At 71.3% G+C, this 24,556-nt stretch carries 23 protein-coding genes; 12 read left to right on the top strand and 11 right to left on the bottom strand.

The annotated features are described in order from the left end of the window. Nucleotides 1–4: 4 nt before the first annotated feature. Nucleotides 5–451 carry a hypothetical protein gene (locus IE275_RS04850; protein ID WP_189707888.1) on the bottom strand — a complete coding sequence of 149 codons (447 nt, stop codon included), beginning with the start codon at nt 449–451 and terminating at the stop codon, nt 5–7. Nucleotides 452–554: 103 nt separating this feature from the next. Continuing rightward, nucleotides 555–932: a DUF192 domain-containing protein gene (locus tag IE275_RS04855; RefSeq protein ID WP_189707890.1), complete on the bottom strand. Its 378-nt coding sequence runs from the start codon at nt 930–932 to the stop codon at nt 555–557. A gap of 71 nt (nt 933–1,003) precedes the next feature. Between IE275_RS04855 and IE275_RS04860 the strand changes: the two genes are divergently transcribed. Then, the gene (locus tag IE275_RS04860) at nt 1,004–1,570 is read left to right on the top strand and encodes a dihydrofolate reductase family protein (RefSeq protein ID WP_189707892.1); all 567 of its coding nucleotides are present in this window, start codon (nt 1,004–1,006) and stop codon (nt 1,568–1,570) included. A 74-nt stretch (nt 1,571–1,644) separates the two neighbouring features. Then, the gene (locus tag IE275_RS04865) at nt 1,645–2,442 is read left to right on the top strand and encodes a class I SAM-dependent methyltransferase (RefSeq protein ID WP_189707894.1); all 798 of its coding nucleotides are present in this window, start codon (nt 1,645–1,647) and stop codon (nt 2,440–2,442) included. 7 nt (nt 2,443–2,449) lie between these two features. On the opposite strand, the gene IE275_RS04870 is transcribed toward IE275_RS04865, so the two are convergent. After that, nucleotides 2,450–3,610: a winged helix DNA-binding domain-containing protein gene (locus tag IE275_RS04870; protein WP_189707897.1), complete on the bottom strand. Its 1,161-nt coding sequence runs from the start codon at nt 3,608–3,610 to the stop codon at nt 2,450–2,452. Between the two features lie 801 nt (nt 3,611–4,411). Here IE275_RS04870 and IE275_RS04875 point away from each other — a divergent pair. The 5 genes from IE275_RS04875 (at nt 4,412) to IE275_RS04895 (ending at nt 10,236) form a co-directional block, all read left to right on the top strand. Continuing rightward, the gene (locus IE275_RS04875) at nt 4,412–5,185 is read left to right on the top strand and encodes an isoprenyl transferase (protein WP_189707899.1); all 774 of its coding nucleotides are present in this window, start codon (nt 4,412–4,414) and stop codon (nt 5,183–5,185) included. Between the two features lie 350 nt (nt 5,186–5,535). After that, nucleotides 5,536–6,861: an RNA 5'-3' helicase PhoH2 gene (gene phoH2 / locus IE275_RS04880; RefSeq protein ID WP_189707901.1), complete on the top strand. Its 1,326-nt coding sequence runs from the start codon at nt 5,536–5,538 to the stop codon at nt 6,859–6,861. A 421-nt stretch (nt 6,862–7,282) separates the two neighbouring features. Next, nucleotides 7,283–7,957: an aggregation-promoting factor C-terminal-like domain-containing protein gene (locus IE275_RS04885; RefSeq protein WP_189707903.1), complete on the top strand. Its 675-nt coding sequence runs from the start codon at nt 7,283–7,285 to the stop codon at nt 7,955–7,957. Nucleotides 7,958–8,015: 58 nt separating this feature from the next. After that, nucleotides 8,016–8,744, top strand: a complete 729-nt coding sequence (locus tag IE275_RS04890) for an aggregation-promoting factor C-terminal-like domain-containing protein (RefSeq protein WP_189707905.1) — start codon at nt 8,016–8,018, stop codon at nt 8,742–8,744. A 136-nt stretch (nt 8,745–8,880) separates the two neighbouring features. After that, entirely contained in the window at nt 8,881–10,236 is a 1,356-nt protein-coding gene (locus IE275_RS04895; protein WP_189707907.1) for an AI-2E family transporter, read from the top strand. A 57-nt stretch (nt 10,237–10,293) separates the two neighbouring features. On the opposite strand, the gene IE275_RS04900 is transcribed toward IE275_RS04895, so the two are convergent. Beyond that, the gene (locus IE275_RS04900; protein ID WP_189707910.1) at nt 10,294–10,827 is read right to left on the bottom strand and encodes an alkyl hydroperoxide reductase; all 534 of its coding nucleotides are present in this window, start codon (nt 10,825–10,827) and stop codon (nt 10,294–10,296) included. A gap of 6 nt (nt 10,828–10,833) precedes the next feature. After that, nucleotides 10,834–11,388, bottom strand: coding sequence for a peroxiredoxin (locus tag IE275_RS04905; RefSeq protein ID WP_189707912.1), 555 nt, complete (start codon nt 11,386–11,388; stop codon nt 10,834–10,836). Between the two features lie 163 nt (nt 11,389–11,551). Between IE275_RS04905 and IE275_RS04910 the strand changes: the two genes are divergently transcribed. The 4 genes from IE275_RS04910 to IE275_RS04925 all read left to right on the top strand — a co-directional run bounded on the left by IE275_RS04910 (nt 11,552) and on the right by IE275_RS04925 (nt 14,667). Continuing rightward, nucleotides 11,552–12,496 carry a LysR substrate-binding domain-containing protein gene (locus IE275_RS04910; RefSeq protein ID WP_189708699.1) on the top strand — a complete coding sequence of 315 codons (945 nt, stop codon included), beginning with the start codon at nt 11,552–11,554 and terminating at the stop codon, nt 12,494–12,496. 189 nt (nt 12,497–12,685) lie between these two features. Further along, a complete protein-coding gene (locus IE275_RS04915) occupies nt 12,686–13,642 on the top strand; it encodes a MarR family transcriptional regulator (RefSeq protein ID WP_189707914.1) in 957 nt (318 codons plus the stop codon). Nucleotides 13,643–13,820: 178 nt separating this feature from the next. Continuing rightward, nucleotides 13,821–14,234 carry a roadblock/LC7 domain-containing protein gene (locus IE275_RS04920; RefSeq protein ID WP_189707916.1) on the top strand — a complete coding sequence of 138 codons (414 nt, stop codon included), beginning with the start codon at nt 13,821–13,823 and terminating at the stop codon, nt 14,232–14,234. A 4-nt stretch (nt 14,235–14,238) separates the two neighbouring features. Continuing rightward, on the top strand, nt 14,239–14,667 hold the full coding sequence (locus IE275_RS04925; RefSeq protein ID WP_189707918.1) for a hypothetical protein: 429 nt from the start codon (nt 14,239–14,241) through the stop codon (nt 14,665–14,667). 85 nt (nt 14,668–14,752) lie between these two features. Here the strand turns inward: IE275_RS04925 and IE275_RS04930 are convergent, their stop codons facing one another. From IE275_RS04930 to IE275_RS04950, 5 genes are all read right to left on the bottom strand, one after another. Then, nucleotides 14,753–17,104 carry an ABC transporter permease gene (locus IE275_RS04930; protein WP_189707920.1) on the bottom strand — a complete coding sequence of 784 codons (2,352 nt, stop codon included), beginning with the start codon at nt 17,102–17,104 and terminating at the stop codon, nt 14,753–14,755. Then, nucleotides 17,101–17,790 (bottom strand): ABC transporter ATP-binding protein, encoded by a 690-nt coding sequence (locus IE275_RS04935; RefSeq protein ID WP_189707922.1) that lies wholly within the window; start codon nt 17,788–17,790, stop codon nt 17,101–17,103. The genes IE275_RS04930 and IE275_RS04935 overlap by 4 nt, the downstream gene beginning before the upstream one ends. Beyond that, on the bottom strand, nt 17,787–18,311 hold the full coding sequence (locus IE275_RS04940; RefSeq protein WP_189707924.1) for a PadR family transcriptional regulator: 525 nt from the start codon (nt 18,309–18,311) through the stop codon (nt 17,787–17,789). The genes IE275_RS04935 and IE275_RS04940 overlap by 4 nt, the downstream gene beginning before the upstream one ends. Before the next feature lie 163 nt (nt 18,312–18,474). Beyond that, a complete protein-coding gene (locus tag IE275_RS04945) occupies nt 18,475–18,732 on the bottom strand; it encodes a type II toxin-antitoxin system antitoxin (protein WP_229870102.1) in 258 nt (85 codons plus the stop codon). Next, entirely contained in the window at nt 18,729–19,658 is a 930-nt protein-coding gene (locus tag IE275_RS04950; RefSeq protein ID WP_189707927.1) for an SPFH domain-containing protein, read from the bottom strand. Before IE275_RS04950 ends, IE275_RS04945 begins: the two co-directional genes overlap by 4 nt. Nucleotides 19,659–19,947: 289 nt before the next feature. On the opposite strand from IE275_RS04950, the gene IE275_RS04955 reads away from it, so the two are divergent. Beyond that, nucleotides 19,948–22,377: a transglycosylase domain-containing protein gene (locus IE275_RS04955; protein WP_189707929.1), complete on the top strand. Its 2,430-nt coding sequence runs from the start codon at nt 19,948–19,950 to the stop codon at nt 22,375–22,377. Between the two features lie 65 nt (nt 22,378–22,442). Here the strand turns inward: IE275_RS04955 and IE275_RS04960 are convergent, their stop codons facing one another. Continuing rightward, nucleotides 22,443–24,533 (bottom strand): SpoIIE family protein phosphatase, encoded by a 2,091-nt coding sequence (locus tag IE275_RS04960; RefSeq protein WP_373299173.1) that lies wholly within the window; start codon nt 24,531–24,533, stop codon nt 22,443–22,445. Nucleotides 24,534–24,556: the final 23 nt, after the last annotated feature.

A 24,556-nucleotide genomic window follows, 5' to 3' on the forward strand; every position in this document is an offset into this window, starting at 1 on the left:
GGCGTCAGTGGCCCTTCCGGTCGTCGAAGCCCTCGTCCAGCGTGGCGATGCTGCTGACCGCCCCGGCGATGTAGGAGTCGTCGGCGGCGTGCTGGTTCTTGGTGAACCGCAGGTGGTTGGAGATGTGGGCGCACGCGTCCAACAGGGTCCTGGTCTGCTCGCTCCAACGTTCCGTCACATGTTCCAGCGCGCCGCCGAGGGCGAATCCCTCGCCCTTGAGTCCGCCGGCGGCCGCCTCGGATGCCACGCGCGCGTGCCCGCTGTAGGTGGTGAAGTCCTCGAACAGATCGTGGGCCGCCGTGCCGACCGCCTGGAGGTCCTTCTGCGACGCCACCAGGTCTCCCTGCGTGCCGTCGCCTCCCTGATCGGCCGGGTACTGGTTGAGCTGCATCCGTGTGGCAGGCTGATCGGCCACCTGGGCCTTCGCCCGTTCCCATTCCTCCCACGCCATGCGTGGAACCTCCCCGTGTGCGCTCTGCGCCGCTTCCCCGTCCAGGAGTTGTGAACGGTGCGGCCGCTCTGCGATGTGCTGAACACGCTATCGGTCGACCCTGTCAGCGTTCCTCCGGCACGCTCTCCACCCGCACCCCCACCCGCACCCCCACCCGAACCCCCCACCCCTCCATCACGCCCGCCTCCGCCTCCAGCACGTGCCGGGATCGCGGGCGGGGCAGGCCCAGGCGGTTCGGGGGCATGGTGAGTACCGCGATCACGGTCAGGCGGTGGTCGAGGTAGGCGACGTCGATCGGCAGGCGCATGCGGAAGGTGTGGATGCTGTTGGCGGGGGACAGCAGCAGGGCCCCCTCGACGGAGTCGCGCCCGAGCAGCCCCTTGGTGCGGGCCCGGTAGGAGGTCGCGATCTCCAGGGGGACCCGGAGGCCGTGCTCCCCGCCGACGACCAGTTCTCCCCGTCCGTCCCGCCAGCGCGCCATACGCCCTCTCTCCTTTGCCGCGTCGCTACCCTCTGCACGGTAGCGAGCCGGGGTGAAGAGGTGAGCGTCGTATGCGGAAGATCGTCCTGATGATGTCGGTGTCCCTGGACGGGTACATCGAGGGCCCGGACCGGGACATCTCCTGGCACGTGGTCGACGAGGAGCTGCACCAGTACTTCAACGACACGATCCGGCAGATGGGCGCTCTGCTCGGCGGGCGCGTCACCCACGAGCTGATGGCCGCCTACTGGCCCACGGCCGACGCCGATCCGGACGCCTCCGCCATCGAAGCCGACTTCGCCGCCATCTGGCGGGACATGCCGAAGTACGTGTACTCACGGACGCTTCAGAGCGCCGACTGGAACACGACGATCGTCCGGGAGGTCGTCCCCGAGGAGGTCGAGGCCCTCAAGAACCGCCCCGGCGCCGGTGACCTCGGCCTCGGCGGCGCCGACCTCGCCGCCGTGTTCCTCGGGCACGGCCTCGTGGACGAGATCCATCTCTGCGTCCATCCCGTACTGATCGGCCGGGGCAAGCCCCTCTTCCCCGACACCGACGCGCTGACCCCGCTCCGGCTCATCGAGTCCCGCACCTTCGGGAACGGTGTGGTGCTGCTGCGGTACGCGGTGCGGGGCTGATCGAGGGCCGCCCCACCGCTGGGCGGGCGGAAAATCACCGGCACCCCTCCTTTCCCGTCTGTCACCATCGCCCCATGACAGACCCCGGCCGCGACCAGAAGCCCACGTTCGAGGACCTTCTCGCCGAAGGTGTCGCCGTTCCCACCGAGGGATGGGACTTCTCGTGGTTCGAGGGGCGAGCCGGTGAGGCGCGGCCCTCGTGGGGGTTCGCGGTGGCGTTGGGGGAGCGGCTGGGTCGGGCCGAGGCCGCGCTGGACATCCAGACCGGGGGCGGAGAAGTGCTCGACTTCGCGCTCGGGCGGGTGGACCGGGGGCCCGGGCTCGTCGCCGCCACCGAAGGGTGGCCGGCGAATGTCGCCGGGGCCACGGCGCTGCTGCGGCCGCGCGGTGTGGTCGTCGTCGCGTCCCCCGAGGACGCCCCGCTGCCGTTCGCGGACGCGAGCTTCGACCTTGTCTCCAGCCGGCATCCGGTGCGGCCCCTGTGGGGGGAGATCGCGCGGGTGCTGGAGCCGGGCGGGACGTACTTCGCGCAGCATGTGGGGCCGAGGAGCGTCTTCGAGCTGGTGGAGTGGTTCCTGGGGCCGCAGCCGGCGGAGGTGAGCGGTGCCCGGGACCCCGAGCGGGAGTGCGCGGACGCACGGGCGGCGGGTCTCGAGGTCGTCGATCTGCGGGCGGAGCGCCTGCGGGTGGAGTTCCACGACATCGCCGCCGTCGTGCATTTCCTGCGCAAGGTGATCTGGATGGTGCCGGGCTTCACGGTGTCGGACCAGCTGCCCCGGCTGAGGGAGCTGCACGAGCGGATCGGGGCCGAGGGCCCGTTCGTCGCCCACAGCAGCCGCCATCTGATCGAGGCGCGCAAGCCCGTGGGGTGAGCGCGGCTCACGCGTGCGGGCCGGTCGTCACCTCGCCGATGACGAGTTCCGCCGCCGCCTCCAGCACCTCGCCGACCCGCTCGGCCCGCGCTTCCAGCTCCCGGGTCCGGCGTGCCGTCAGCCGGCCCAGCGGCTCCACCGTGACCGTCGTACGGCGGCCCCGGCGCCGCTGGTGCCAGACGCCCGCCACCACGCCGTCGACCAGCAGCACGGGGTAATTACCGGCCTGGCCGCCCGCCAGCGCCCGCTGCCACGCGGCCCCGGGGAACAGCAGCTCGCGCGGCTGGGCGGCGATGGCGTACGCGTCGAAGTAGGGGAGCAGGTGGACGCCCCGGACGTCCGCCGCCGGCTCGGGGAAGTCGGTGTCGCCCGCCGCCACCCATGCCGGGGCGCCCTCGAACAGCACGTCCTCCACCTCCCCGTCGGCCGCCAGCCGCGCGAAGAGGTCCGCGGCCCAGCCGCCGGGGGCCGCCAGCCACTTGGCGAAGTGCCGCGGTGTCGCCGGACCGTAGGCGGCGAGGTAGCGCAGGACGAGACGCCGCAGAGCCTCCTCGGGGGCGAGGGGGCCGAAGTGCGGCGGGCGGGTGTACGTCACCTTGCGGCCGCGGTTCGGGGCGAAGCACAGGGCGCCCGACTGGCCCGCCCGGTGCAGGACCTGCCGCCAGCGCGGCCACAGGTCCTGGAAGGCGGGCATCACCAGGTCCCCGGCCCAGGGCCCGGTGCGCGCCACGACCTCCTCGCCCAGCTCCTCCACCGTCAGCTGCGCCCCGTCCAGTGCTTCCCCGATCGCCGCCACCACCTGTGCCGCCTGCTCGTCGGTCAGCCGGACGCCCGGCGGGAAGGGGCTCGGGCCGGCCGGGACCGCGGTCAGTGCCGCGCTCCACAGGGGGAGTTCGGCGGCGGGCAGCAGATGCACCGTGCCGCGCGGGCCGTGCGTGCGCACCAGCGACCGGTCCTCCCACAGCGCGGTCCGTACGTCCGCCCGGGTGACCCCCTCGGTGCGCACCCCGACCGACAGTTCCGCGGCGGACGGCACCTGCGCGTGCGCCCCGAGCATGGCCGCGACGGTCTCCGCGGGCCGCCGGGAGCCGGTCCCGAGCGGATTGGCCAGGAACTGCCGTCGCAGACGGCGCGCGGAGGCTTCTCGCCAACTGATCCTCAAGGTCATGGCGCCGACGCTAGAGCGCGAAGAGGTCGGATCCTGTCCTCTTCGGCCCCCGGTGTGTGACCCAGGCCACGGCAGTCAAAAGGGTATTACCGGCCACTCCCTCCCAGAACGCCCGCTGTCTTCACGGAGTTTCCACATCGTTATCGCGGGCGGTTCGCAAGCGGTGTCGGCCTCACGTAAGTTCATGCCGAGGCAATTCGCGTGAGCAAAGCTGCGTGGACGTCACCGCGCGGCGGAGGGGGCTGCGCGGTGGCGTCCGCGTCAAGTCGGCGTTCGCGGCCCGGGTAGCCCGTCAGGGGGACGGGTGGCCAACTGGCCGACCGTCGCCCAAGTCGCGCCAAAACCTCCGCTTCTCTGGGTGGGCGGCCTCGCTCCCTGGGATTCCGTTGCGTTCCGGCCATGAATCACCCATGAACCATGCTTTGGGCGGCCACCGCGGCGTCGCCGGACGACTGCGGAGAGTAGTTGTCGCGCGCCGATGCACGCAGCATCACTTACGAAGGGTTATGGTGGAAACCCCCCCTCGGGCCGGTCCGTCTCCCCCCCCCCCACGGACCGGCCCGTTTTTTGTGCCCCGCGCCACGCAACCGGCCGGCCCGGGCCGACGCGCCCGGCCCGCCCCGGACCGCGCAACCGGCCGGCCCACGCCGACGCACCCCGCCGGCCGCGGACAACGCACCCCGCCCGCCCCGGGCCACCCGCCCCGCCCGCAACCCCGGCCCGTGCTCACGGCCCAGGCCCCGCAGGGGTAGGCTTCGCCGTCGTCGGGGGACCGCACCGTACAGAGGGGCTGACAACAAAGTGAACCTGCGCGACAAGCTGCGCGGCCTTCTGGTCAGGCTGTACGCACGCCGGGTGGAAGGTCACCTGGACCACGCTCAGGTGCCCCAGCACATCGGCGTCATCATGGACGGCAACCGGCGCTGGGCGAAGGCCTCGGGTTCCACCACCGAACACGGCCACCGCGCCGGTGCCGAGAAGATCGAGGAGTTCCTCGGCTGGTGCACCGAGACGGACGTCAAGGTCGTCACCCTCTGGCTGCTGTCGACGGACAACCTCGACCGCCCCCAGGAGGAACTCGTCCCCCTGCTCGGCATCATCGAGGACGTCGTCCGCACCCTCGCCGCGGACGGCCGCTGGCGCGTCCACCACGTCGGCACCGCCGACATCCTCCCCGCGCACGTCCAGACCGCGCTGAAGGAGGCCGAGGAGGGCACCGCCCACGTCGACGGGATACTGGTCAACGTCGCCATCGGCTACGGCGGCCGCCAGGAGATCGCCGACGCCGTGCGCTCGATGCTCCTCGACGCCCAGGACCGGGGCACCTCGCTGGAGGACCTCGCCGACTCCGTCACCGTCGACCTGATCGGCCGCCACCTCTACACCGGCGCCCAGCCCGACCCCGACCTGGTGATCCGCACGAGCGGGGAGCAGCGGCTCTCCGGGTTCATGCTCTGGCAGACGGCACACTCCGAGTACTACTTCTGCGACGTCTTCTGGCCGGCCTTCCGCAAGGTCGACTTCCTGCGCGCCCTGCGCGACTACGCGGCACGCGGCCGCCGTTACGGCAGCTGACGCCCGGACGCCCGCGTCACCTCCGCCCCGTCCGCACGGGGCTGCGAGGAGTACCCCGGTTTGGGGCGAAAGTAACCAGGAGTTCACCGGCGCGCCGTCATATGCCCTGGCATGGTGGCGCATGTTCGAGGGCATAAGCCAAGCAGGTCGACGCCCGAACCACGGGTGTCGGATCTCAGCGGGCGGCACGGGGCCGTCCGCCCGGGAGGCCCTTTGCACCAGCCCGACCGTGCGGTCACGGCACGGAAGAAGCAGCGGGAGGCCGGTCCCCGGCCCGTGCAACCGGGCCGTCGACCGGTCCAGCTCCACTCCGTCGCTCCCCGACCTCATCCGAGGGGGTACGTCCTTCCGTGGTGACCAGCACAAAGCGCCGTATGCCAGACCGGCGCACCTATGTTCTCGACACCAGCGTCCTGCTGGCCGATCCGAACGCCCTGACCCGCTTCGACGAGCACGAGGTCGTGCTCCCCATCGTCGTGGTCACGGAGCTGGAGGCCAAGCGGCACCATCCCGAACTCGGCTACTTCGCCCGCCAGGCGCTGCGCCTGCTGGACGACTACCGGGTGAAGTTCGGTCGCCTCGACGCCCCCATCCCGATCGGGGAACTCGGCGGGACCGTGCGTGTCGAGCTCAACCACTCGGATCCCAGCGTGCTGCCGTCCGGCTACCGCCTGGGGGACAACGACTCACGCATCCTCGCGGTCGCGCGCAACCTCCAGGCCGAGGGGTTCGACGTCACCGTCGTGTCGAAGGATCTCCCGCTCAGGATCAAGGCCTCGTCGGTCGGCCTCCTGGCGGAGGAGTACCGAGCCGAGCTGGCCATCACGGACTCCTCCGGCTGGACAGGGATGTCCGAACTGAGTCTGTCCGGTGAGCAGGTGGACATCCTCTTCGAGGAAGGACACGTGTACGCCCCGGAGGCCTCGGACCTCCCCGTGCACACCGGTCTCACCATCCAGTCCGAGCGCGGCAAGGCGCTCGGCCGGGTCACCCCCGAGGGGAACATCCGGCTGGTGCGCGGCGACCGGGAGGCGTTCGGCATCAAGGGCCGCAGCGCCGAGCAGCGCATCGCGCTCGACCTGCTGCTCGACCCGGACGTCGGGATCGTGTCGATGGGCGGCCGGGCCGGCACCGGCAAGTCGGCGCTGGCGCTGTGCGCGGGTCTGGAGGCGGTCCTGGAGCGCCGCCAGCACCAGAAGGTGATGGTCTTCCGGCCGTTGTACGCGGTGGGCGGGCAGGAGCTGGGCTATCTGCCGGGCTCCGAGTCCGAGAAGATGAGCCCCTGGGCGCAGGCGGTCTTCGACACCCTCTCCGCGGTCACCAGCCGCGAGGTCATCGAGGAGATCACCGCCCGAGGCATGCTGGAGGTCCTGCCCCTGACCCACATCCGGGGCCGTTCCCTGCACGACGCCTTCGTGATCGTCGACGAGGCCCAGTCGCTGGAGCGGAACGTCCTGCTGACCGTTCTCTCCCGGATCGGCGCCAACTCGCGGGTGATTCTCACTCATGACGTGGCACAGCGGGACAATCTGCGCGTCGGGCGATACGACGGTGTCGTCGCCGTCGTCGAGAAGCTGAAGGGGCATCCGCTCTTCGCGCACGTCACGCTGAACCGGTCCGAGAGGTCCCAGATCGCGGCGCTTGTGACCGAAATGCTGGAGGACGGGCATATCTGACCCTGAAGGCACAAGTTCATAAGCTTTGAGCGTCAGTTGGCGCCGTCCGACAAAGGCTGCGAGCCTAGCCGGGCGGCGCCGGCGCATGTGGGGGTTTCGCAAAATAAACGGGGTCCCAACTGGTGTGAGCTTTCACACTCAACCCGGAATTGCCTCGCGGTGTCGGGTTACGGCAGAGTCTCATTCCTGTCAGGCCCCGCATACGGCACACCTGTACCCCCAGAGGTACGGAAACGCATCTGCACCACCCTTCAACTCCATAGCGTCGCCGTATGCCGCCCGAGCACCACGCGGCGCTCCCTTCCGGGGAGTTGCCCACCGGGCCCGTGTCTCCCGTGACCGTGCAGTGGGGAGGCCAGCGTCAGGGGCACGATTGCGTCCGCCAGGGTCACCGAAGCGGGCGGTGCTGGAAGGAAACCGTGTGAGCCGGATCTCGGTCCGGGGATTCGCAGTGGCTTCGGCCACGGCGGTCACCGCTGTCGGAAGCGTCGTCGGCGTTGCGTCGGGCAGTGTTGCCCAGACGAACGACGCAGAGGCGACGGCGAGCGACGCGACACTCCTCGCTGACATACCTGTGGGCCAGCAGGCCCAGGTCCAGACCGCGTCCCTCGCGCAGCAGGCCGACTTCCAGGCCATCGCCGCCGACGAGGGCGCCAAGAAGGACGCCGAGGAATCGGCCCGCAAGGCCGCCGCCGAGACCGCAGTGGCGAAGAAGGAAGCCGCCGAGAAGGCCGCCAAGGAGCGCGAAGAGGCCAAGGCCAAGGCCAGCCGCAGCTCGGGCGACTTCCCGGTGCAGAGCTCCTACTCCATCGCGCAGATCCAGGCCATGGCGTCCCAGATGGTGCCGAGCGGCCAGTTCCAGTGCTTCAGCAACATCGTGAACCACGAGTCGAGCTGGAACTACCAGGCCGTCAACGCCTCCTCCGGCGCCTACGGTCTCTTCCAGGCTCTGCCCGCCGGCAAGTACGCCTCCGCCGGCGCCGACTGGCGCACCAACCCGGCCACCCAGATCAAGTGGGGCCTGAGCTACATGGACAGCCGGTACGGCAGCCCGTGCGAGGCCTGGTCGTTCTGGCAGGCCAACCACTGGTACTAGGCCCACGCGGCTTCGGCCGTGCCTCCTCTCTCCCGAACACGGAACAGAAGGAATCGGTGTGAGCCTGAAATCGGCCCGGGGATTCGCGGTGGTCTCGGCCACCGCGGTCACCGCTGTGGGCAGTGTGATGGGAGTGGCCCAGGCCAACACCGGGCAGCCCGGCGACGGCGCTCAGGCGACGGCGGGCGACTCCACCCTCCTCGCCGACTTACCGGACGGCCGGCAGGCCCAGGTGCAGTCGGCCTCGCTGGGACAGCAGGCCCAGGTGCAGGCCGTCGCCGCGGACGCCACCGCCAAGAAGTCGGCGGAGGAAGCCGCCCGTGTGCAGGCGGCCAAGGACGCGGTGGCCAAGCAGAAGGCCGCCGCGGACGAGGCGAAGGCCGAGCAGGAGGCCAAGGACCGCGAGAAGGCCGAGGCGGCGACCAAGGCCGCCACCGCCGACAACGACGACACCGCGGTGTCGGACGCCGGCAGCTTCCCGCAGCAGGCGTCGTACACCGTCGCCGAAGTCCAGGCCATCGCACGCCAGATGGTGCCGAGCGGCCAGTTCCAGTGCTTCAGCAACATCGTGGACCACGAGTCCACCTGGAACTACCGGGCCGTCAACCCGACATCCGGCGCCTACGGTCTTGTGCAGGCCTATCCCGGCTCGAAGATGTCGTCGGCCGGCGCCGACTGGCGCACCAACCCCGCGACCCAGATCAAGTGGGGCCTGAACTACATGAACGAGCGGTACGGCAGTCCCTGCGACGCCTGGGCCTTCTGGCAGGCCAACGGCTCCTACTGAGCCGGCGCCGTCGCCACCCCCGCTCAACCCCGCGCAGCCCCTCCCCGTCCTTAGGTGAGGGGCTTTCGCCCTGTACGGTCGTAAGCCGACGACTCCAGGGGGAGTGGTGGGGAGAGACGGGGGAAGAGGGCGGATCATGTCGCGAGTGCCAGGGTGGCTCGGCCGGCTCGGGGCCGGTCTGACCGAGATGGGGGAGCGGCTCGACGAGCGCCGCGCCGAGGTCGAGCGGGAGACCGCCGCCCCCGAGCCGGAGACGCCGCCGCCCGCCGCCCCCGAACCTCAGACGCCGCCCGTCGCCGTGCCGCCCCCGCAGGACCCGGTACCGGCCGTTCCGCGCCCCGATCCCGCACAGGTGGTGCCGTGGGGCGTCCGGGTGGCCGCGGAGGCCGGCTGGCGGCTGCTGGTGCTCGCCGGGACCGTCTGGGTGCTGATGCGGGTCATCAGCGCCGTCCAACTCGTCGTCCTGGCGTTCGTGGTGGCGCTGTTGCTGACCGCGCTCCTCGAACCCACCGTGGCCCGCCTCAAGGGGCTGGGGATGCCCCGGGGGCTCGCGACCGCGCTCACCGCGATCCTCGGGTTCGTGGTCATCGGCCTGATGGGCTGGTTCGTGACCTGGCAGGTCATGGAGAACATCGACAACCTCTCCGACCAGGTCCAGGACGGCATCGACGATCTGCGCCGCTGGCTGCTCAACAGCCCCTTCCACGTCACCGACAAGCAGATCAACGGCATCGCCAAGAACCTGCGCGAGGCGGTCGGCGCCAACACCGACTCGATCACCTCGGCGGGCCTGGAGGGTGTCACCGTCGTCGTCGAGGCGCTCACCGGCATCCTGCTGTCGTTCTTCTCGACGCTGTTCCTGCTCTACGACGGCAAGCGGATCTGGGAGTGGACCCTCAAGCTGGTCCCGGCCGCCGCCCGGCCCGGCGTGGCGGGCGCGGGGCCGCGGGCCTGGGCGACGCTCACTGCGTATGTGCGGGGCACGGTGGTGGTCGCCCTGATCGACGCGATCTTCATCGGTCTCGGCATCTACTTCCTCGACGTGCCGATGGCCGTCCCGCTCGCCGTCTTCATCTTCCTGTTCTCCTTCATCCCGCTCGTCGGCGCGGTGGCCTCCGGCGCGCTGGCCGTGGTGGTCGCGCTGGTGACGCAGGGCGTGTTCACCGCCGTGATGACGCTGGCGGTCGTGCTGGCCGTGCAGCAGATCGAGGGCCACATCCTCCAGCCGTTCATCCTGGGCCGCGCGGTCCGTGTGCACCCGCTCGCGGTCGTCCTCGCGGTGGCCTCCGGCGGCATGGTGGCGGGCATCGGCGGCGCGGTGGTCGCGGTGCCGCTCGTCGCGGTCACGAACACCGTGGTGGGCTATCTGCGGGCGTACGCGCAGGAGCCGGCCCTGCGGACGTCGCCGAAGCCCAGGGGGGCGACGGCGATGGACGTGGCGCCGGTGCCGGCGCCGGTCCCCGCCGACCCGCAGGACACCCCTCGCGCATAGCCGAAGGCCCCGCTCACCCAGGGTGAGCGGGGCCTTCGGGGCGACGGTGCGGGGGTGCTACTCGGCGAGGATCGCTTCCGCGTCCAGGGTCACGCCCACCGCCTGGATCACCGAGGCGATCTTGAAGGCCTCCTGGACGACCTCGCGGTCGACGCCGGCCTTGCGCAGGACCTGCTCGTGGGAGTCGAGGCACAGCCCGCAGCCGTTGATGGCGGAGACCGCGAACGACCACAGCTCGAAGTCGACCTTGTCGACGCCGGGGTTGCCGATGACGTTCATCCGCAGACCGGCCCGCAGGTTGCCGTACTCGTGGTCCGACAGCAGGTGCCGGGTGCGGTAGAAGACGTTGTTCATCGCCATGACGGCGGCCGCGGACTTCGCCGCGGTGTACGCCTGCGGCGACAGGTTCGCCCGGGCCTGAGGCGCCAGCTCGCGCAGCACGATCGGGGAGCGCGAGGCGATCGAGGTCGCCAGGACCGTGCCCCACAGCTGCTGCGCCGGCAGGTCGGAGTTGCCGATGACCGAGCCCAGGTTGAGCCGCAGGTCCTTGGCGTAGTCCGGTATCGCGGACTTCAGGCTGTCCAGTGACATCTCAGGTCACTCCCCGGCCAGCAGCTTGACCGGGTCGAGGGTGTCCTCGCCCTTGGACCAGTTGCAGGGGCACAGCTCGTCGGTCTGGAGGGCGTCCAGGACCCGCAGGACCTCCTTGGGGTTCCGGCCGACGGAGCCCGCGGTGACCATCGTGAACTGGATCTCGTGGTTCGGGTCGACGATGAAGACGGCGCGCTGCGCGAAGCCGTCCTCGCCCTCGATGCCCAGGTCGCGCATGAGCTCGTGCTTGGAGTCCGCCAGCATCGGGAACGGCAGGTCCGTCAGGTCCGGGTGGTCCTTGCGCCAGGCGTGGTGGACGAACTCGGAGTCACCGGAGAAGCCGAGGATCTGCGCGTCACGGTCGGCGAACTCGTCGTTCAGCTTGCCGAACGCGGCGATCTCGGTGGGGCAGACGAAGGTGAAGTCCTTGGGCCACGCGAAGACCACCAGCCACTTGCCCTCGTAGGACTTGTGGTGGATCCGCTCGAACTCCTTGCCCTGCTCCAGCGAGACACAGGCGGTCAGTTCGAAGGTGGGGAACTTGTCACCAACAGTGAGCACACGCTCTCCTTGCAGCGAGGGGGTGTCCGGATCGCGGACACCGCCCTGGGGTCGGTCGGCCTCGATCGTGGCACAAGGTGCATTGATTCAGGAAATGGCTACACTCGATTGTGTTGATCGGAGGTGGCTATCAGTGACCGTGAGTAATTCCGGCCCCATGGGCATGGGCGCCAAGCGGCGCCAGCCCAGTCTGTCCCAGCTGCGGGCCTTCGCGGCCGTCGCGGAGCATCTGCACTTCCGGGAGGCGGCCGCCGCCATCGGCATGAGCCAGCCCGCCCTCTCCGGCGCCGTCTCCGCCCTGGAGGAGACCCTCGGCGTCACCCTGCTGGAGCGCACCACCCGCAAGGTGCTGCTCTCCCCGGCCGGCGAGCGCCTCGCCGTCCGGGCCCGGGCGGTGCTGGCCGAGGTCGGGGCGCTGCTGGAGGAGGCCGAGGCGGTCCGGGCGCCGTTCACCGGCGCGCTGCGCCTCGGCGTCATCCCGACCGTCGCGCCGTATCTGCTGCCGGCCGTGCTGCGGCTCGTCCACGACCGCTATCCGCAGCTCGACCTCCAGGTGCACGAGGAGCAGACCGCCACCCTGATCGACGGCCTGAACACCGGCCGGCTCGACCTGCTGCTGCTCGCCGTCCCTCTCGGTGTCCCCGGTGTCGTCGAACTTCCGCTCTTCGACGAGGACTTCGTGCTCGTCACGCCCCCCGAGCACCCGCTCGGCGGCCGGGCCGGCGTCCCGCGCGAGGCCCTCAAGGAGCTGAATCTGCTCCTCCTGGACGAAGGGCACTGTCTGCGCGACCAGGCCCTCGACATCTGCCGCGAGGCGGGCCGGGCGGACGCGCCGGTGACGACCACCGCCGCCGGCCTTGCCACCCTCGTCCAGCTCGTCGCCGGCGGCCTCGGCTGCACCCTGCTGCCGCGCACCGCCGTCACCGTCGAGACCAGCCGCAGCACCCAGCTGCGCACCGCCTCCTTCGCCGAACCCGCGCCCACCCGCCGGATCGCCTTCGCCCGGCGCACCGGCGCGGCCCGCGGCGCGGAGTACGAGGAACTCGCCGGCGCGCTGCGGGAGGCGCTGCGGCCGCTTCCGGTAAGGGTTCTCGGGGGTGACGACTGATGTCCGCCAACCGGTCAAATGCGCACCCGACAAAGAGAATTCGGCCCACCGCCGGAGCAACTTCCGTCACCTGAGAGCAGCTCGGAAATCCGCCGTGGGTATATGCGCCCCGGCTGATACACATTCCCTCCTCAGCGCTACGCGTCAGGCGTTTGTGCGATCCGCGGGTGCCACCTGTCAAGGGGAGTGATGTCGGGCTACGAGCTGCTGGCACGCGACCTCGCCGCGTGCGGACGCGACGGCTTCACCGGGGAGGTGCGGGTCACCGGCCTGCCCGGCGGCACCTTCCACTTCCGCGGCGGGCTGGTCGTCGCCGTCGAGTCGCCGGGCGCGCCCGGACCGGAGGCCCTGCTGCTGCGCTCCGGACGGATCGGCGGCGAGGAGTGGGCCGGGCTGGTACGCGAGTCCGGCGGGGCGCGCTGGCCGGCCGCGGGACTCATCGCCCAGGGCTACGCGGGGGCCGCTCAGCTCCGGGTGGTCTGCGCGATGGCCCTTCAGGACGCCGTGTTCGCGGTTGTCGCGGGCAGCGTCGACGGCTGTGAACGCGCTCCGTCCGACGGGCCGCCGCCGGCCACGATCGCCGTCGGCGAACCCCCGACGCGGCTGCTCCAGGAGGCGTCCCGCAAGCTCGCCGCGCTGCTGGCGCTGCCGTGCCCGGTACGCCCGGAGCGTGAGCGTCCGGTGCCGGCCGCCCTCTCCTACGCGGCCGGCCGGCTGGGCCCGCTGCAGCGGGAGGTGCTCACCCACGCCGACGGCCGGCGCACCGCCCGCGATCTCGCCTTCCGTACCGGGCGCGGGGTGTACACCGTCACGGTCGAGGTGGCGCGGATGCTCGGCGACGGGCTCCTGGAGTGCGCGGGCGCGCCCGCCCCGATCCCGGTGCGGGTGCCGCCCGGCGGGCACGGCGTCCGCCCCCGGGAACCGGCCTCGCCGCCGCCTCCCGTCCCCGTCCCGCCGTCCGGCCCGCCCCCGTCCCCGGCGACCCTGCCCCGGCGCCGTCCGGGTGCCAGTGGCATCACCGAGGCGCTCGCGCCGGACCGCGGGGACGTTGCCGGGAACGGTGCCGAGGCCACCCCCGGAGAGAGACCGGAAAGCCAAACCGGCTGGAAGGAGTTCTTCCGCCTGCGGAACCCGACGACGAAATGACGATCCGGCCGAACCCGGACCGAGAAGCGCGCAGGCCCTCACCGAACCCGAACCCGCCCCCACCGAAATCCCACCGAGAACGCACCGAGAACGCACCGAGAACCCCACCAAATTCCACACCGAAACCCCCACAGAATCCAGACGGTCAAATGCGATCAGAAATAGGGGAGTTGCATCCATGGACCATAAAGCCCTCGCACGGGAGATGCGTGGCCTGCGTGAGCAGGTGAGCGGCATCACCGACACCGCGGTCGCGGCCGCGGACGGGCTGCTCATCGCGGCCGACACCGCCGACTCCATCGACCCGGAGGGCCTCGCCGCCCTCGCCGCGGCGGGCCTCGGCCTCGCCCGCCGCACCGCGGAGGCCACCGCCCGCGGCGCCCTGCACCGCACGGTCGCCTACGGCAGCCACGGCTGCGCCGCGTTCTACGCGGTCGGCGACACCGCGCTGATGGTCGTCCTCGGGGACGAGGGCATGGATGTGGACCGCCTGCACACGGCGACCCAGCCGGCCCTGCGCCGCATCGATCTGATCCTCACCGACCGGGCCGGGACGGCCCAGCAGTCCGAGAAGGCAGCCGAAGGAGTCTGAAGGGATGGCGACGAAGCGTATGACCCCAGGTTTCTCCGACCAGGTGATGGGCCTGGTCAAGTCGTTGCGTACGGATGCCCCCGACTGCGTCGCCTCCGGCGTCGTCGACATGTCCACGGGCATGCTGCTCTCCTACGAGACCGTCGACAATCACCCGCCCGAGGTCCTCGACCTGCTGGCGGGCGCGACCCTCGACCTGTTCCAGGGCCGTACGGTCGTGATGATCGAGGACGTCTTCAAGGAGCGGCGCGGGATCCAGAGCGACAACCACTTCTTCCAGGAGATCCTCGTCAACAGCGAGAACCTCACCCACCTGTTCGTGAGGATGACCGAGCAGCAGGACGTCGTCGCGGTGGTCGTCTGCCGTAAGTCCGTCAACGTGGGGATGCTGTTCGCGCAGGTGCGGAGGGTGGTGCGGGAGTACCAGCTGTGAGCACGAACGGTCCCTCCCCGGGCGGGGAGGGACCGTGAGCCCGTGATGCGTGCGGCCGTGGCGCGGGAAGGCCCGGCCCGGGAGGCTATTCCGTGCGCAGCCCGTCCGGCCGCATCAGCCGCATCAGCGGCGGCAGGCTCAGCAGCGTCACCACCAGGACGACCGCCGCGCCGGCCCCCGTCATCGACAGCACGCTGCTCCAGTCGATGCCGACCGGCGTGTCCGTCATCTTCAGCAGGATCGCGCCCAGCGTGAGCCCCACGGCCATGGCCAGCAGCAGGCCCAGCGTGATCGGGATCGCCGTCTGCCACAGCACCGACAGGCCCAGCGTGCGGCGCCGGGTGCCGAAGGCGACCAGGGACGACAGCAGTTTGCGGCGCTCGCGCAGTTGCTCCAGCTGCGCGACCAGCAGGCTCGCCCCGATCAGCAGCAGCACACAGATCGCGCCGACGAGCAGCCCCGTGCGGAGGGACTCGAACTTGTCGGACGTCGTCGAGGCCGTCCACGCCGTGGGGTCGGCCAGCGGGTTGACCGCGGCGGCGGTGTTGCGGGCGTACTCGAACGCGTCGGGCACGGACTGGTCGATCGACAGGTACAGCTCGCCGCGGACCATGCCCTCGAAGTCCTTCGGCAGGGCGGCCGGTGTCATCAGGAAGCCGCCGCGCCTGCTGCCGGTCGGGTCCTCGATCGACCGCACCTGGGTGATGCCCGCCGGGACGGTCCAGGTGGCCTCCTTCTCGGGTGCGGAGGCGGGTCCGGAGGTGGGCGACTCGATGTACAGCATCTTGCCGGGCACGTTCATCTTCGGCCCGTCGACGGAGTACTCGCTGCCGTCGAGGACGAACCGGTCGCCGTCCTTGCACGAGGGCAGCTTCGCCACCTCGCGCAGCGCGGCACAGTCGCCGACGGTCAGCTCGGCCGCGAGCTGCGGGCCGTTCTCGCTGTTCCAGGAGGCGTCACCGAGGTAGCTCTCCCACACGGCGGTGACCTTCCGCACGCCCTTGGTGTCGGTGAACTTCTCGACGGTCGCCGCCATCGGGGCGTCGGCCGGAACGGTCACCTGCATCTGCGCCCGGCTGAGGTCCTGGGCGGTGGACTTGGTGTACTGGCCGTCGACCCCGGCGAACAGCATCTGAAGGGCGATCGCGCCGGCCACCGCGACCGCGATGCCGTTGACCATCCTGGCCGCCGTACCGCTGCTCAGCTGAAGGCGTCGCACGGCGAGTTGCCAGGCGACCCCGCCCGAGCCGAGCCGGGCCACACAGCGCTCCACCAGCCACGGCAGCAGCGCGGTGATGCCGATCAGGAGCAGCATGACGCCGCCGGTCACCAGGTACTCGTTGAAGCTGCCGTTCGAGCGGCCCTGCCCGAGCATCGGGTAGAGCATGGCGAGGCCCGCCACCGGCAGCACCAGCCGCCACCACAGGCGCCGCCGCGTGGGCTTCGCCGAGCGCACCACACCGAGCGGCTCGATCACCACGGAGCGCAGTGCGAACAGGGTGACCAGCACGGCCGCCGCAGGAACCGCCACCGCGACCAGCGCGGCCAGCAGCGGCGAGGGGTTGAGGTAGCTGGGCCACACGCTGATGCCCATCACCTCGACCGACCCCGCCACCTGGCGTCCGACCAGGAAGAACCCGGCACCGAGGACGAGGCCGAGCAGTGCGCCCGCCATCGCCTCGCCCGCCGCGATCCGCCGGGTCATCCGGCCGTCGGCGCCGACCAGCCGCAGCGCCGCCAGCCGGCGGTCGCGGCGCTCGCCGCCGAACCGCACGGCCGCCGCGACGAACACCGCGACCGGCATCAGCAGCATCACGATCACGACGATGTTCAGCAGGGCCAGGACCGGGTCGGGTGCCTCGGGGGTCGGGTTCGGGTTCCCGAACGCGGTCAGCCGGGACACGTTCGATCCCGCCTCGTGCGCGAAGAGCCCCTCGCCGCCCGCGTAGTAGGCGAGCTCCTGCGAGCCGATGAGCCCGCTCTCCCCGATGGTCCCGGTGATCCGGTAGGGAATCCGCTCACGCAGCAGCTTCGCCCCGTCCGAGGCGAGCAGCCGCTTCAGCGCGGGGGAGACCAGCATCTCGCCCTTCGCCGGGTACGCGCTCAGCCCGGGAGGCAAGGGGGCACGCGGCCCCTCCGGCTCCACCAGCCGGCCCCGCACGTCCTTGCCGCGGAAGGTGGTGTCGGTGTTGGCGATCACCACGGTGTTGTCCGCCGCGGTCGGTGGTTCCTCCGTGAACGACCAGTCCAGGCGGGCCTGTTCGCGGTCGTGCCGGACCGAGATCGCGTTCGGCAGCGCGGTGGACAGCAGGAGCAGCGCCACGCCGAGTCCGACGCCGAGCGCCGTCAGCACGGCCCGCATCCAGCCCTCCCGCCCGCCCGCGAAGGCGAACCGGACCCCCAGGCCCAGATCTCTGGACGACTGGCGCAGGCTCATACGACCCGCTCCATGTCCCGCGACTTGCCGTCCCGTACGACGATCTCGCGGTCGGAGTAGGCGGCCACCCGGGCCTCGTGCGTGACGAGGACGACGGCGGTGCTGGCCGAACGGGCCGCCTCGGTGAGCAGCTCCATCACGCGTTCGCCGTTGAGCGAGTCCAGGGCGCCGGTCGGCTCGTCGGCGAAGACGACCCGCGGGCTCGTCACCAGCGAGCGCGCCACGGCCACCCGCTGCCCCTGTCCGCCGGACACCTCCCCGGGCCGCTTCTTCGCGAGGTCGTCGACCTCCAGGCGCTCCATCCAGCCGAGGGCGGTGCGCTCGGCCTGTTTGCGCGGGGTGCCGTTCAGCCGCAGCGGCAGCGCCACGTTCTCCACGCAGGTGAGCTCCGGCACGAGCTGCCCGAACTGGAACACGAACCCGAACTCGGAGCGCCGCAGCTGGCTGCGCTGGGCGTCGTTCATCGTCGCCAGCTCGCGGCCGTCGTACGTGATCGAGCCCGAGTCGGGCGTCACGATCCCGGCGAGACAGTGCAGCAGGGTCGACTTGCCGGATCCGGACGGGCCCATCACGGCGACGACCTCGCCGGGGTGGATGGAGAACGCGGCGCCGTCCAGCGCCATGGTCGGGCCGTACGCCTTGCGCAGGTTCTCGGCGACGAGCAGGGATCCCCCGGGAGCGTTCATGCCGTCATCGCCGCCTTCAGCTTGTCGAGGCGCGCGGTGGCCAGCTCGAGCCAGCGCAGGTCGGCCTCCAGGTGGAACAGGGCGTGGTCGCAGATCAGCTGGTCCGCCAGATCGCCGCTGCGCTTGCGGTCGGTCAGGATCCGCATGCTGCGCAGGTGCTCCGCGCGCTGGGTGTCGAGCACGTCGGCCGCGTCGCGGTGCGTGAGCAGCGCGAGGACGACCTTGGTGTAGAGCGTGGACTGGAGGTACGGCTCGGGCTTCTCGGGCGTGGCGAGCCAGCGCTCGACGTCGGTGATCCCGGCGTCGGTGATCGCGTACCGCTTGCGCTCTGGGCCGTCGCCGGCCTCGATGCCGTCGACCTCGACGAGACCGTTCTTCAGCAGGCGCGACATCGTCGAATAGACCTGGCCGTAGTGCAGCGGCCGGTCGTGACCGAACTTCTCGTCGAAGGCCCGCTTCAGGTCGTAACCGTGGCGGGGCCCGGACTCCAGGAGTCCCAGGAGGGTGTGACCGATGGACATGGGGAGGACTGTACACGCGGTGTATACGCCGGGTGTATACGCGGAGTGTGCAGTGGTCCGCGGGGGGTGGTGATGCGCAGGTGAGGGGCTGTTGTCACCGTTCTGCAACAGCGCGGCCCCGCCGCGGGACGCCCCCGGCGGGGGAGTGCGAGGGCGGGGCCGTTCAGGCCGGCGGCGGACCGCCGGGGGAGGAGCCCCCGGGGGGGCGGCCGCGGCGGGGCAGCGGGCCGGTGTCACCCGGCAGCCGCCCCGCGTCCTTCAAGGCCTTCCGCAGCAGGAACTCGATCTGCGCGTTGGCGGACCGCAGGTCGTCCCCGGCCCACCGGGCCAGCGCCTCGTACACCGCGGGATCCAGCCGCAACAGCACCTGCTTGCGCTGCGGGCGGCCTTGCGGGGCTGAGCCCCCGGAGGGGACCGTCACTGGTAGAGGGTCCCGGTGTTGAGCACCGGCTGGGGCGCGCGGTCCCCGCACAGCACCACCATCAGGTTGGACACCATCGCCGCCTTCCGCTCCTCGTCCAGTTCCACGATGCCCTGCTCGGCGATCCGGGCGAGCGCCGCCTCGACCATGCCGACGGCACCGTCCACGATCTCCCGCCGGGCCGCGACGACCGCGCCCGCCTGCTGGCGCTGGAGCATCGCCGAGGCGATCTCCGGAGCGTACGCGAGATGCGTGAAGCGGGACTCGATGATCCGCACGCCGGCCGCCTCCACGCGCGCGTGCAGCTCCACGGCGAGCTTCTCGGTGATCTCCTCGGCGTTGCCGCGCAGCGAGAGCCCGTCCTCCTCGTGGGAGTCGTAGGGGTACTCGATGGCGATGTGGCGCACGGCGGCCTCGGTCTGGGTGGAGACGAACTCCAGGAAGTCGTCCACCTCGAAGGTGGCCTGCGCGGTGTCCTGCACCTTCCACACCACGACCGCGGCCAGCTCTATCGGGTTGCCGTAGGCGTCGTTGACCTTCAGGACGGCCGTCTCGTGGTTGCGGACCCGGGTGGAGATCTTCTCGCGGGAGGTGAACGGGTTCACCCAGCGCAGGCCGTCCTCGCGGATCGTCCCCCGGTAGCGCCCGAAGAGCTGCACCACGCGCGCCTCGCCCGGCGCCACCGTGTTCAGGCCGCACATCGACAGGAACGCGGCGAGCCCGACCAGGATGCCGCCGGTGATCAGCCCGGCCTTGGCGCCGGTCGCGTCCGTCCCGGCGCCGAGCGCGATCATCGCGGCGCCGGCCAGCAGCCCGACCAGGCCGGACAGCAGGGCCAGGCCACCGCCCACGCTGTGCGCGGGGAACTCCTGGACGCGTGGGGCGGGCATCTCGGGCGTGGTCGCCGCGGTGGTGTCTGCGGACATGGGTGGTCCCCCGTTTCGTATCGGCTCGGGCCCTCTCGCACGGCCCTCGCGCTCACATCGTTCTAGCTAAGTGATATCACTTTACAAGAGGATCGCAACCCCTGGGGCCTTTCGGACGTCGGTACTGGTGGAGCGGTGTGCCGGTTCCACCGGGCAGGGTGCTGATTCTCACCCCTTCCGAACGCCGGATCGAGAACCCTCCGTCACAGCCGACGGTGTTAGCTTTCTGAGCTGACCTGCCTCCGGGCACTGGTGTGACGGCCGAGTAGGAAGCGGAGCGAGCGGACTCATGGGACGAGCGGAAGAGAGACGAGCGCGACAGCGTGGTGGCCGCCGCGCGGCGCCCAGGGACCGCTCGTCGCGGGCGGAGGCACCCTCCTCGGTGAACGAGTCGGCCGCGGCCGAGCCCGCCGAGGGCGTCGCGGCCGGGGGGCGCGCGGCAGCCCGCCGGGGCGCCAAGAAGGGCGCGGGCGCCAAGGGCGCCAAGGGCGGCAAGAAGGACAAGAGCCTCATACGCCGGATCTTCACCTGGAAGAAGGTCCTCGGCACCGTCCTCGGCCTGACCGTGGCCGTCATCGGAGCCGTCGTCTGGCTCTACATGAGCACGCCCATCCCGGTCGGCAACCCCGACGCCAAGCTCCAGAGCAACGTCTACAAGTACAAGGGCGGTGCGATCCTCGCCCGCGACGGCGAGGTCAACCGGGAGAACGTCGATCTCGCGAAGGTACCCAAGGCCGTCCAGCACACCTTCGTGGCGGCCGAGAACAAGACCTTCTACAACGACGCCGGCGTCGACCTCAAGGGCACCACCCGCGGTGTCCTCAACACCCTCATGGGCAAGGGCGCGCAGGGCGGTTCGACGATCACCCAGCAGTACGTCAAGAACTACTACCTGAGCCAGGAACAGACCGTCACGCGCAAGCTGAAGGAACTGGTCATCTCGATCAAGCTGGACCGTGAGGAGTCCAAGGAGTACATCCTGGCCGGCTACATCAACACCAGCTACTACGGCCGCGGCGCCTACGGCATCCAGGCCGCCGCCCAGGCCTACTACCGCGTCGACGCCGACAAGCTCAACGTCCAGCAGGGCGCCTACCTCGCCGCGCTGCTCCAGGCACCCAGCCAGTACGACTGGGCCGTCGCCTCCGAGACCGGCAAGAAGCTGGTGCAGAACCGCTGGAACTACGTCCTGGACAACATGGTCGAGCAGGACTGGCTGGACAAGTCCGAGCGCGACGACATGAAGTTCCCGGTGCCCGAGGAGCCCAAGGCCGACCCGAGCCAGGAGGGCCAGATCGGCTACCTGGTCGACGCGGCCAACGCCGAACTGGCCCGCCAGCTCGTCGCCACCGGCACGGCCGACGACCTCAAGTCGGCCGAGGACATGGTCAGTCGCGGTGGCTGGAACATCGAGCTGAACATCGACAAGAAGAAGCAGAAGGCGCTGGAGAAGGCGGTCAAGGACCAGCTGACCAGCAAGCTGGACAAGAAGAAGCGCTCCGTCGACGCCGACGTCCAGGCCGGCGCGGTCTCGGTGAACCCGCACACCGGCGCGGTCGAGGCGATGTACGGCGGCACCAGCTACACCGAGCACTACCTGAACAACGCCACCCGCACCGACTACCAGCCCGCCTCCACCTTCAAGCCGGTGATCCTCGCCGCGGCCTTCGACGAGGACGCCAAGACGCAGGACGGCGACCAGATCACCGCCAACACGCTCTACGACGGCACCAGCGAGCGCCCGGTCGTCGGCAGCGACATCGCCTTCGCCCCGCAGAACGAGGACGGCCAGAACTACGGCGACGTCACCGTCCAGACCGCGATGAACAAGTCCATCAACTCCGCGTTCGCGCAGATGGGCGTCGACGTCGGCATGGACGAGGTGCTGAAGGTCGGCGGCAACCTCGGCATGGACACCGAGGACCTGAAGGCCGTACCCGCGCAGACCCTGGGCACCATGGGCGCCAGCCCGCTCCAGATGGCCGGTGTCTACGCCACGCTCGACAACCACGGCAAGAAGGTCACCCCGGCGATCATCAAGTCGGCCGAGAACAGCGCCCACCCGTCCTTCAAGCACATCAGCCCGATCGGCGAGGAAGTCATCAGCCGCGAGGCCGCCGACTCGGTCACCTCGGTGCTCACCGGCGTGGTCGACGACGGTACGGCCAAGACCTCCGTGCGGGACAACCCGCTGCGCAAGGGCCAGAAGGTCGCGGGCAAGACCGGTACCTCCGACGACAACAAGTCGGCCTGGTTCACCGCCTACACACCCGACCTGGTCACCTCGGTCGGCCTGTTCGGCGAGTCCGCGAAGGCCCCGCACCCCCAGACCACCCTGACCGGTGCCACGAGCGGCCTGTCCGGCGACGCGGGCCGGATCAACGGTGGTGGCTACCCGGCGCAGATCTGGGCGGCGTACACCTTCGGCGTCTCCACCAAGGTCAGCAAGTTCGACCTGGAGACCGACCAGGGCGCGGCGGTCCAGACGGCGTCCCCGTCCCCGACCACGTCCCCGTCGCCGACGGAGTCCGCGTCCTCCAGCCCGTCGGCCTCGACGACCCCGACCGACGAGCCGACGACGCAGGAACCGACGACCGACGAGCCGACCACGGACGAACCGACGACGGACGAGCCGACCGGCGGCACCTCGACGGAACCGAGCACCGAGGATCCGTCCACGGAACCGGAGAACCCACCGGACCCGCAGAGCGGGCAGTAGGGGACGGCACGAAGGGCGCCCGGTGATCGGATCACCGGGCGCCCTTCACGTGTCACAGGCTCAGCTCAGCCGCGGTTCAGCTCGAACCACACCACCTTGCCGGTGCTCAGCCGGGTGGCCCCCCACCGCCGGGCGAGCCGGTTGACCAGGTACAGCCCACGCCCGCCCTCGTCGGTGTGCCGGGCCTGCCGCAGCCGGGGCAGCTGCGGCGCGTCGTCGCCGACCTCGCAGCGCAGCACATCGGTGCGCAGCAGCCGCAGGGTGACGGGCCGCGAGGCGTACCGCACCGCATTGGTCACGACCTCGCTGACCAGCAGCTCCACCGAGTCGGTCATGTCCTCCATGCCCCAGCGGGACAGGGCCCGCCGGGCCAGCCGCCGGGCCCGGCCCGGTGCCGCGTCCTCCGGCTCCAGGAACCAGTACGCCACGTCGCTCGGCGCGATCCCGTCGAAGCGGGCGGCGAGCAGCGCGATGTCGTCGTCCCGGTCGCCCGGCCCGAGCATGTCGAGCACCTCGTCGCACAGGGCCTCCAGCGGCGGCGGGTGATCGGGCCCGGTGAGCTGCGCGGTCGCGGCCAGCTTCTCCCGCAGCTGCTCTATGCCGGTCGCCACGTCCCGCAGCCGGGACTCCACCAGGCCGTCGGTGTACAGCAGCAGGGTGGCGCCCGCCGGCGCGTCCAGCTCCACCGCCTCGAAGTCCACACCGCCCACGCCGATCGGCGCGCCCGGCGGCACCCGCAGCACCTCGGCCCGGCCGCCCAGGTGCAGCAGGACGGGCGGGGGATGGCCGGCGTTGGCGATGGTGATGCGGTGCGAGACCGGGTCGTAGACGGCGTACAGGCAGGTCGCCATGCGGTCGGTGCCCAGCCGCTGGGCCTGCTCGTCGAGGTGGTGCAGCACCTCCTGCGGGGGCAGGTCGAGCCCGGCGAGGGTCTGGGCGGTGGTGCGCAGCTGGCCCATGATCGCGGCCGACGTCATGGAGTGCCCCATGACGTCGCCCACCACCAGCGCCACCCGGCTGCCGGGCAGCGGGATCGCGTCGTACCAGTCGCCGCCGACCCGCGCGGTCTCCGCGGCGGGCAGATAGCGGGAGGCCAGCCGGACGCCCGTGCAGCGGGGCAGGGTCTCCGGGAGCATGGTGCGCTGGAGCTCGTCGGCGATGTACGCCTCACGGTCGTACAGGACCGCCTTGTCGATGCCGAGGGCGCTGTGCGTGGCGAGTTGGGCGGCCACGAGCAGGTCGTCGTTCTCGAACGGGATGCGCTCCGGGCGGCGCAGGAAGACCGCCGCGCCGATCACCCGGCGCCGGCCCCGCAGCGGGGCCAGGACGGCCCGCTGGCCGCCGGGCACCACCAACGTGCTGTCCTCGCCCAGGAGTTCGGGCAGCGCGGCGCGGGCGGCGGGATTGTCGGCGAACACCGGACGCACCCCGCGCAGCACCTCCGCGAGCGCCCCGCCGGGCCGCACCTCGCACAGTTCGGCGACGGCGGCCGACAACTCGGCGTTCAGCTCGGCGGGTTCGGGCGGCGGCAGGGCGAGCGCGGCGAAACCGGTCTCGGTGTCCCGTTCGTCCGGGATGCGGTCGGTGCGCCGCAGCCGCAGCATGACGCGGTCGGCCACCGGCCGCTCGTCGCCGACCGGCAGCGGGTCGCGCAGATAGACGAGGATCGCGTCGGAGAAGGTGGGCACGGTGGCCCGGCACAGCCCCATCACGATCTCGTCCAGGTCCAGGCCCCGGGCGATCCGCCGGGTCGCGGCGCCCACGAAGCGCAGCCGGTCGCCGTCGCGGCGCATCGGCGTGGGCCGGCCGGGCGTCAGGCCCTGTCCCGTACGGCGCTCCGAGCGCGCCTCGCCGCCCGGCTGGGCGGGGATGGACTCGGGGGCCGGACGCGGCCGGTGGGTGTCCGGCTCGGCGCCCGCCGACGGCTGGGAGTGCTCGGGGTCCGAACCGGCCGGATCCTTTCCCTTGCCGCCCTTGCCCGCCTTGCCGCTCTTCTCACCGGGCGTGGTGGCGTTGGAGGTGTCCTCGGCGCGGCCCTGGGCGACGGCGGGCGGTAAAGCGGCCGCGCCCGGCGCCGGGGAACGCAGGCGCGCCCCGCGGGGGTCCGTGGGGTCGACGCCCTGGGGGCGTTCGTAGCTGGTGGGCTGCTCCGTCACGCGTGTCGCATCCATCCGTCCGG

The sequence above is a fragment of the Streptomyces phaeofaciens genome (genome assembly GCF_014648915.1).
In the GTDB taxonomy this organism is placed as follows: Bacteria; Actinomycetota; Actinomycetes; order Streptomycetales; family Streptomycetaceae; genus Streptomyces; species Streptomyces phaeofaciens.

Bases quoted from the DNA above. Each gene is read 5' to 3' on its own strand.
- IE275_RS04850 (WP_189707888.1), bottom strand. From the start codon at position 451: ATGGCGTGGGAGGAATGGGAACGGGCGAAGGCCCAGGTGGCCGATCAG.
- IE275_RS04855 (WP_189707890.1), bottom strand. From the start codon at position 932: ATGGCGCGCTGGCGGGACGGACGGGGAGAACTGGTCGTCGGCGGGGAG.
- IE275_RS04860 (WP_189707892.1), top strand. From the start codon at position 1,004: ATGCGGAAGATCGTCCTGATGATGTCGGTGTCCCTGGACGGGTACATC.
- IE275_RS04865 (WP_189707894.1), top strand. From the start codon at position 1,645: ATGACAGACCCCGGCCGCGACCAGAAGCCCACGTTCGAGGACCTTCTC.
- IE275_RS04870 (WP_189707897.1), bottom strand. From the start codon at position 3,610: ATGACCTTGAGGATCAGTTGGCGAGAAGCCTCCGCGCGCCGTCTGCGA.
- IE275_RS04895 (WP_189707907.1), top strand. From the start codon at position 8,881: ATGTCGCGAGTGCCAGGGTGGCTCGGCCGGCTCGGGGCCGGTCTGACC.
- IE275_RS04900 (WP_189707910.1), bottom strand. From the start codon at position 10,827: ATGTCACTGGACAGCCTGAAGTCCGCGATACCGGACTACGCCAAGGAC.
- IE275_RS04910 (WP_189708699.1), top strand. From the start codon at position 11,552: ATGGGCGCCAAGCGGCGCCAGCCCAGTCTGTCCCAGCTGCGGGCCTTC.
- IE275_RS04915 (WP_189707914.1), top strand. From the start codon at position 12,686: ATGTCGGGCTACGAGCTGCTGGCACGCGACCTCGCCGCGTGCGGACGC.
- IE275_RS04920 (WP_189707916.1), top strand. From the start codon at position 13,821: ATGGACCATAAAGCCCTCGCACGGGAGATGCGTGGCCTGCGTGAGCAG.
- IE275_RS04925 (WP_189707918.1), top strand. From the start codon at position 14,239: ATGGCGACGAAGCGTATGACCCCAGGTTTCTCCGACCAGGTGATGGGC.
- IE275_RS04930 (WP_189707920.1), bottom strand. From the start codon at position 17,104: ATGAGCCTGCGCCAGTCGTCCAGAGATCTGGGCCTGGGGGTCCGGTTC.
- IE275_RS04935 (WP_189707922.1), bottom strand. From the start codon at position 17,790: ATGAACGCTCCCGGGGGATCCCTGCTCGTCGCCGAGAACCTGCGCAAG.
- IE275_RS04940 (WP_189707924.1), bottom strand. From the start codon at position 18,311: ATGTCCATCGGTCACACCCTCCTGGGACTCCTGGAGTCCGGGCCCCGC.
- IE275_RS04950 (WP_189707927.1), bottom strand. From the start codon at position 19,658: ATGTCCGCAGACACCACCGCGGCGACCACGCCCGAGATGCCCGCCCCA.
- IE275_RS04955 (WP_189707929.1), top strand. From the start codon at position 19,948: ATGGGACGAGCGGAAGAGAGACGAGCGCGACAGCGTGGTGGCCGCCGC.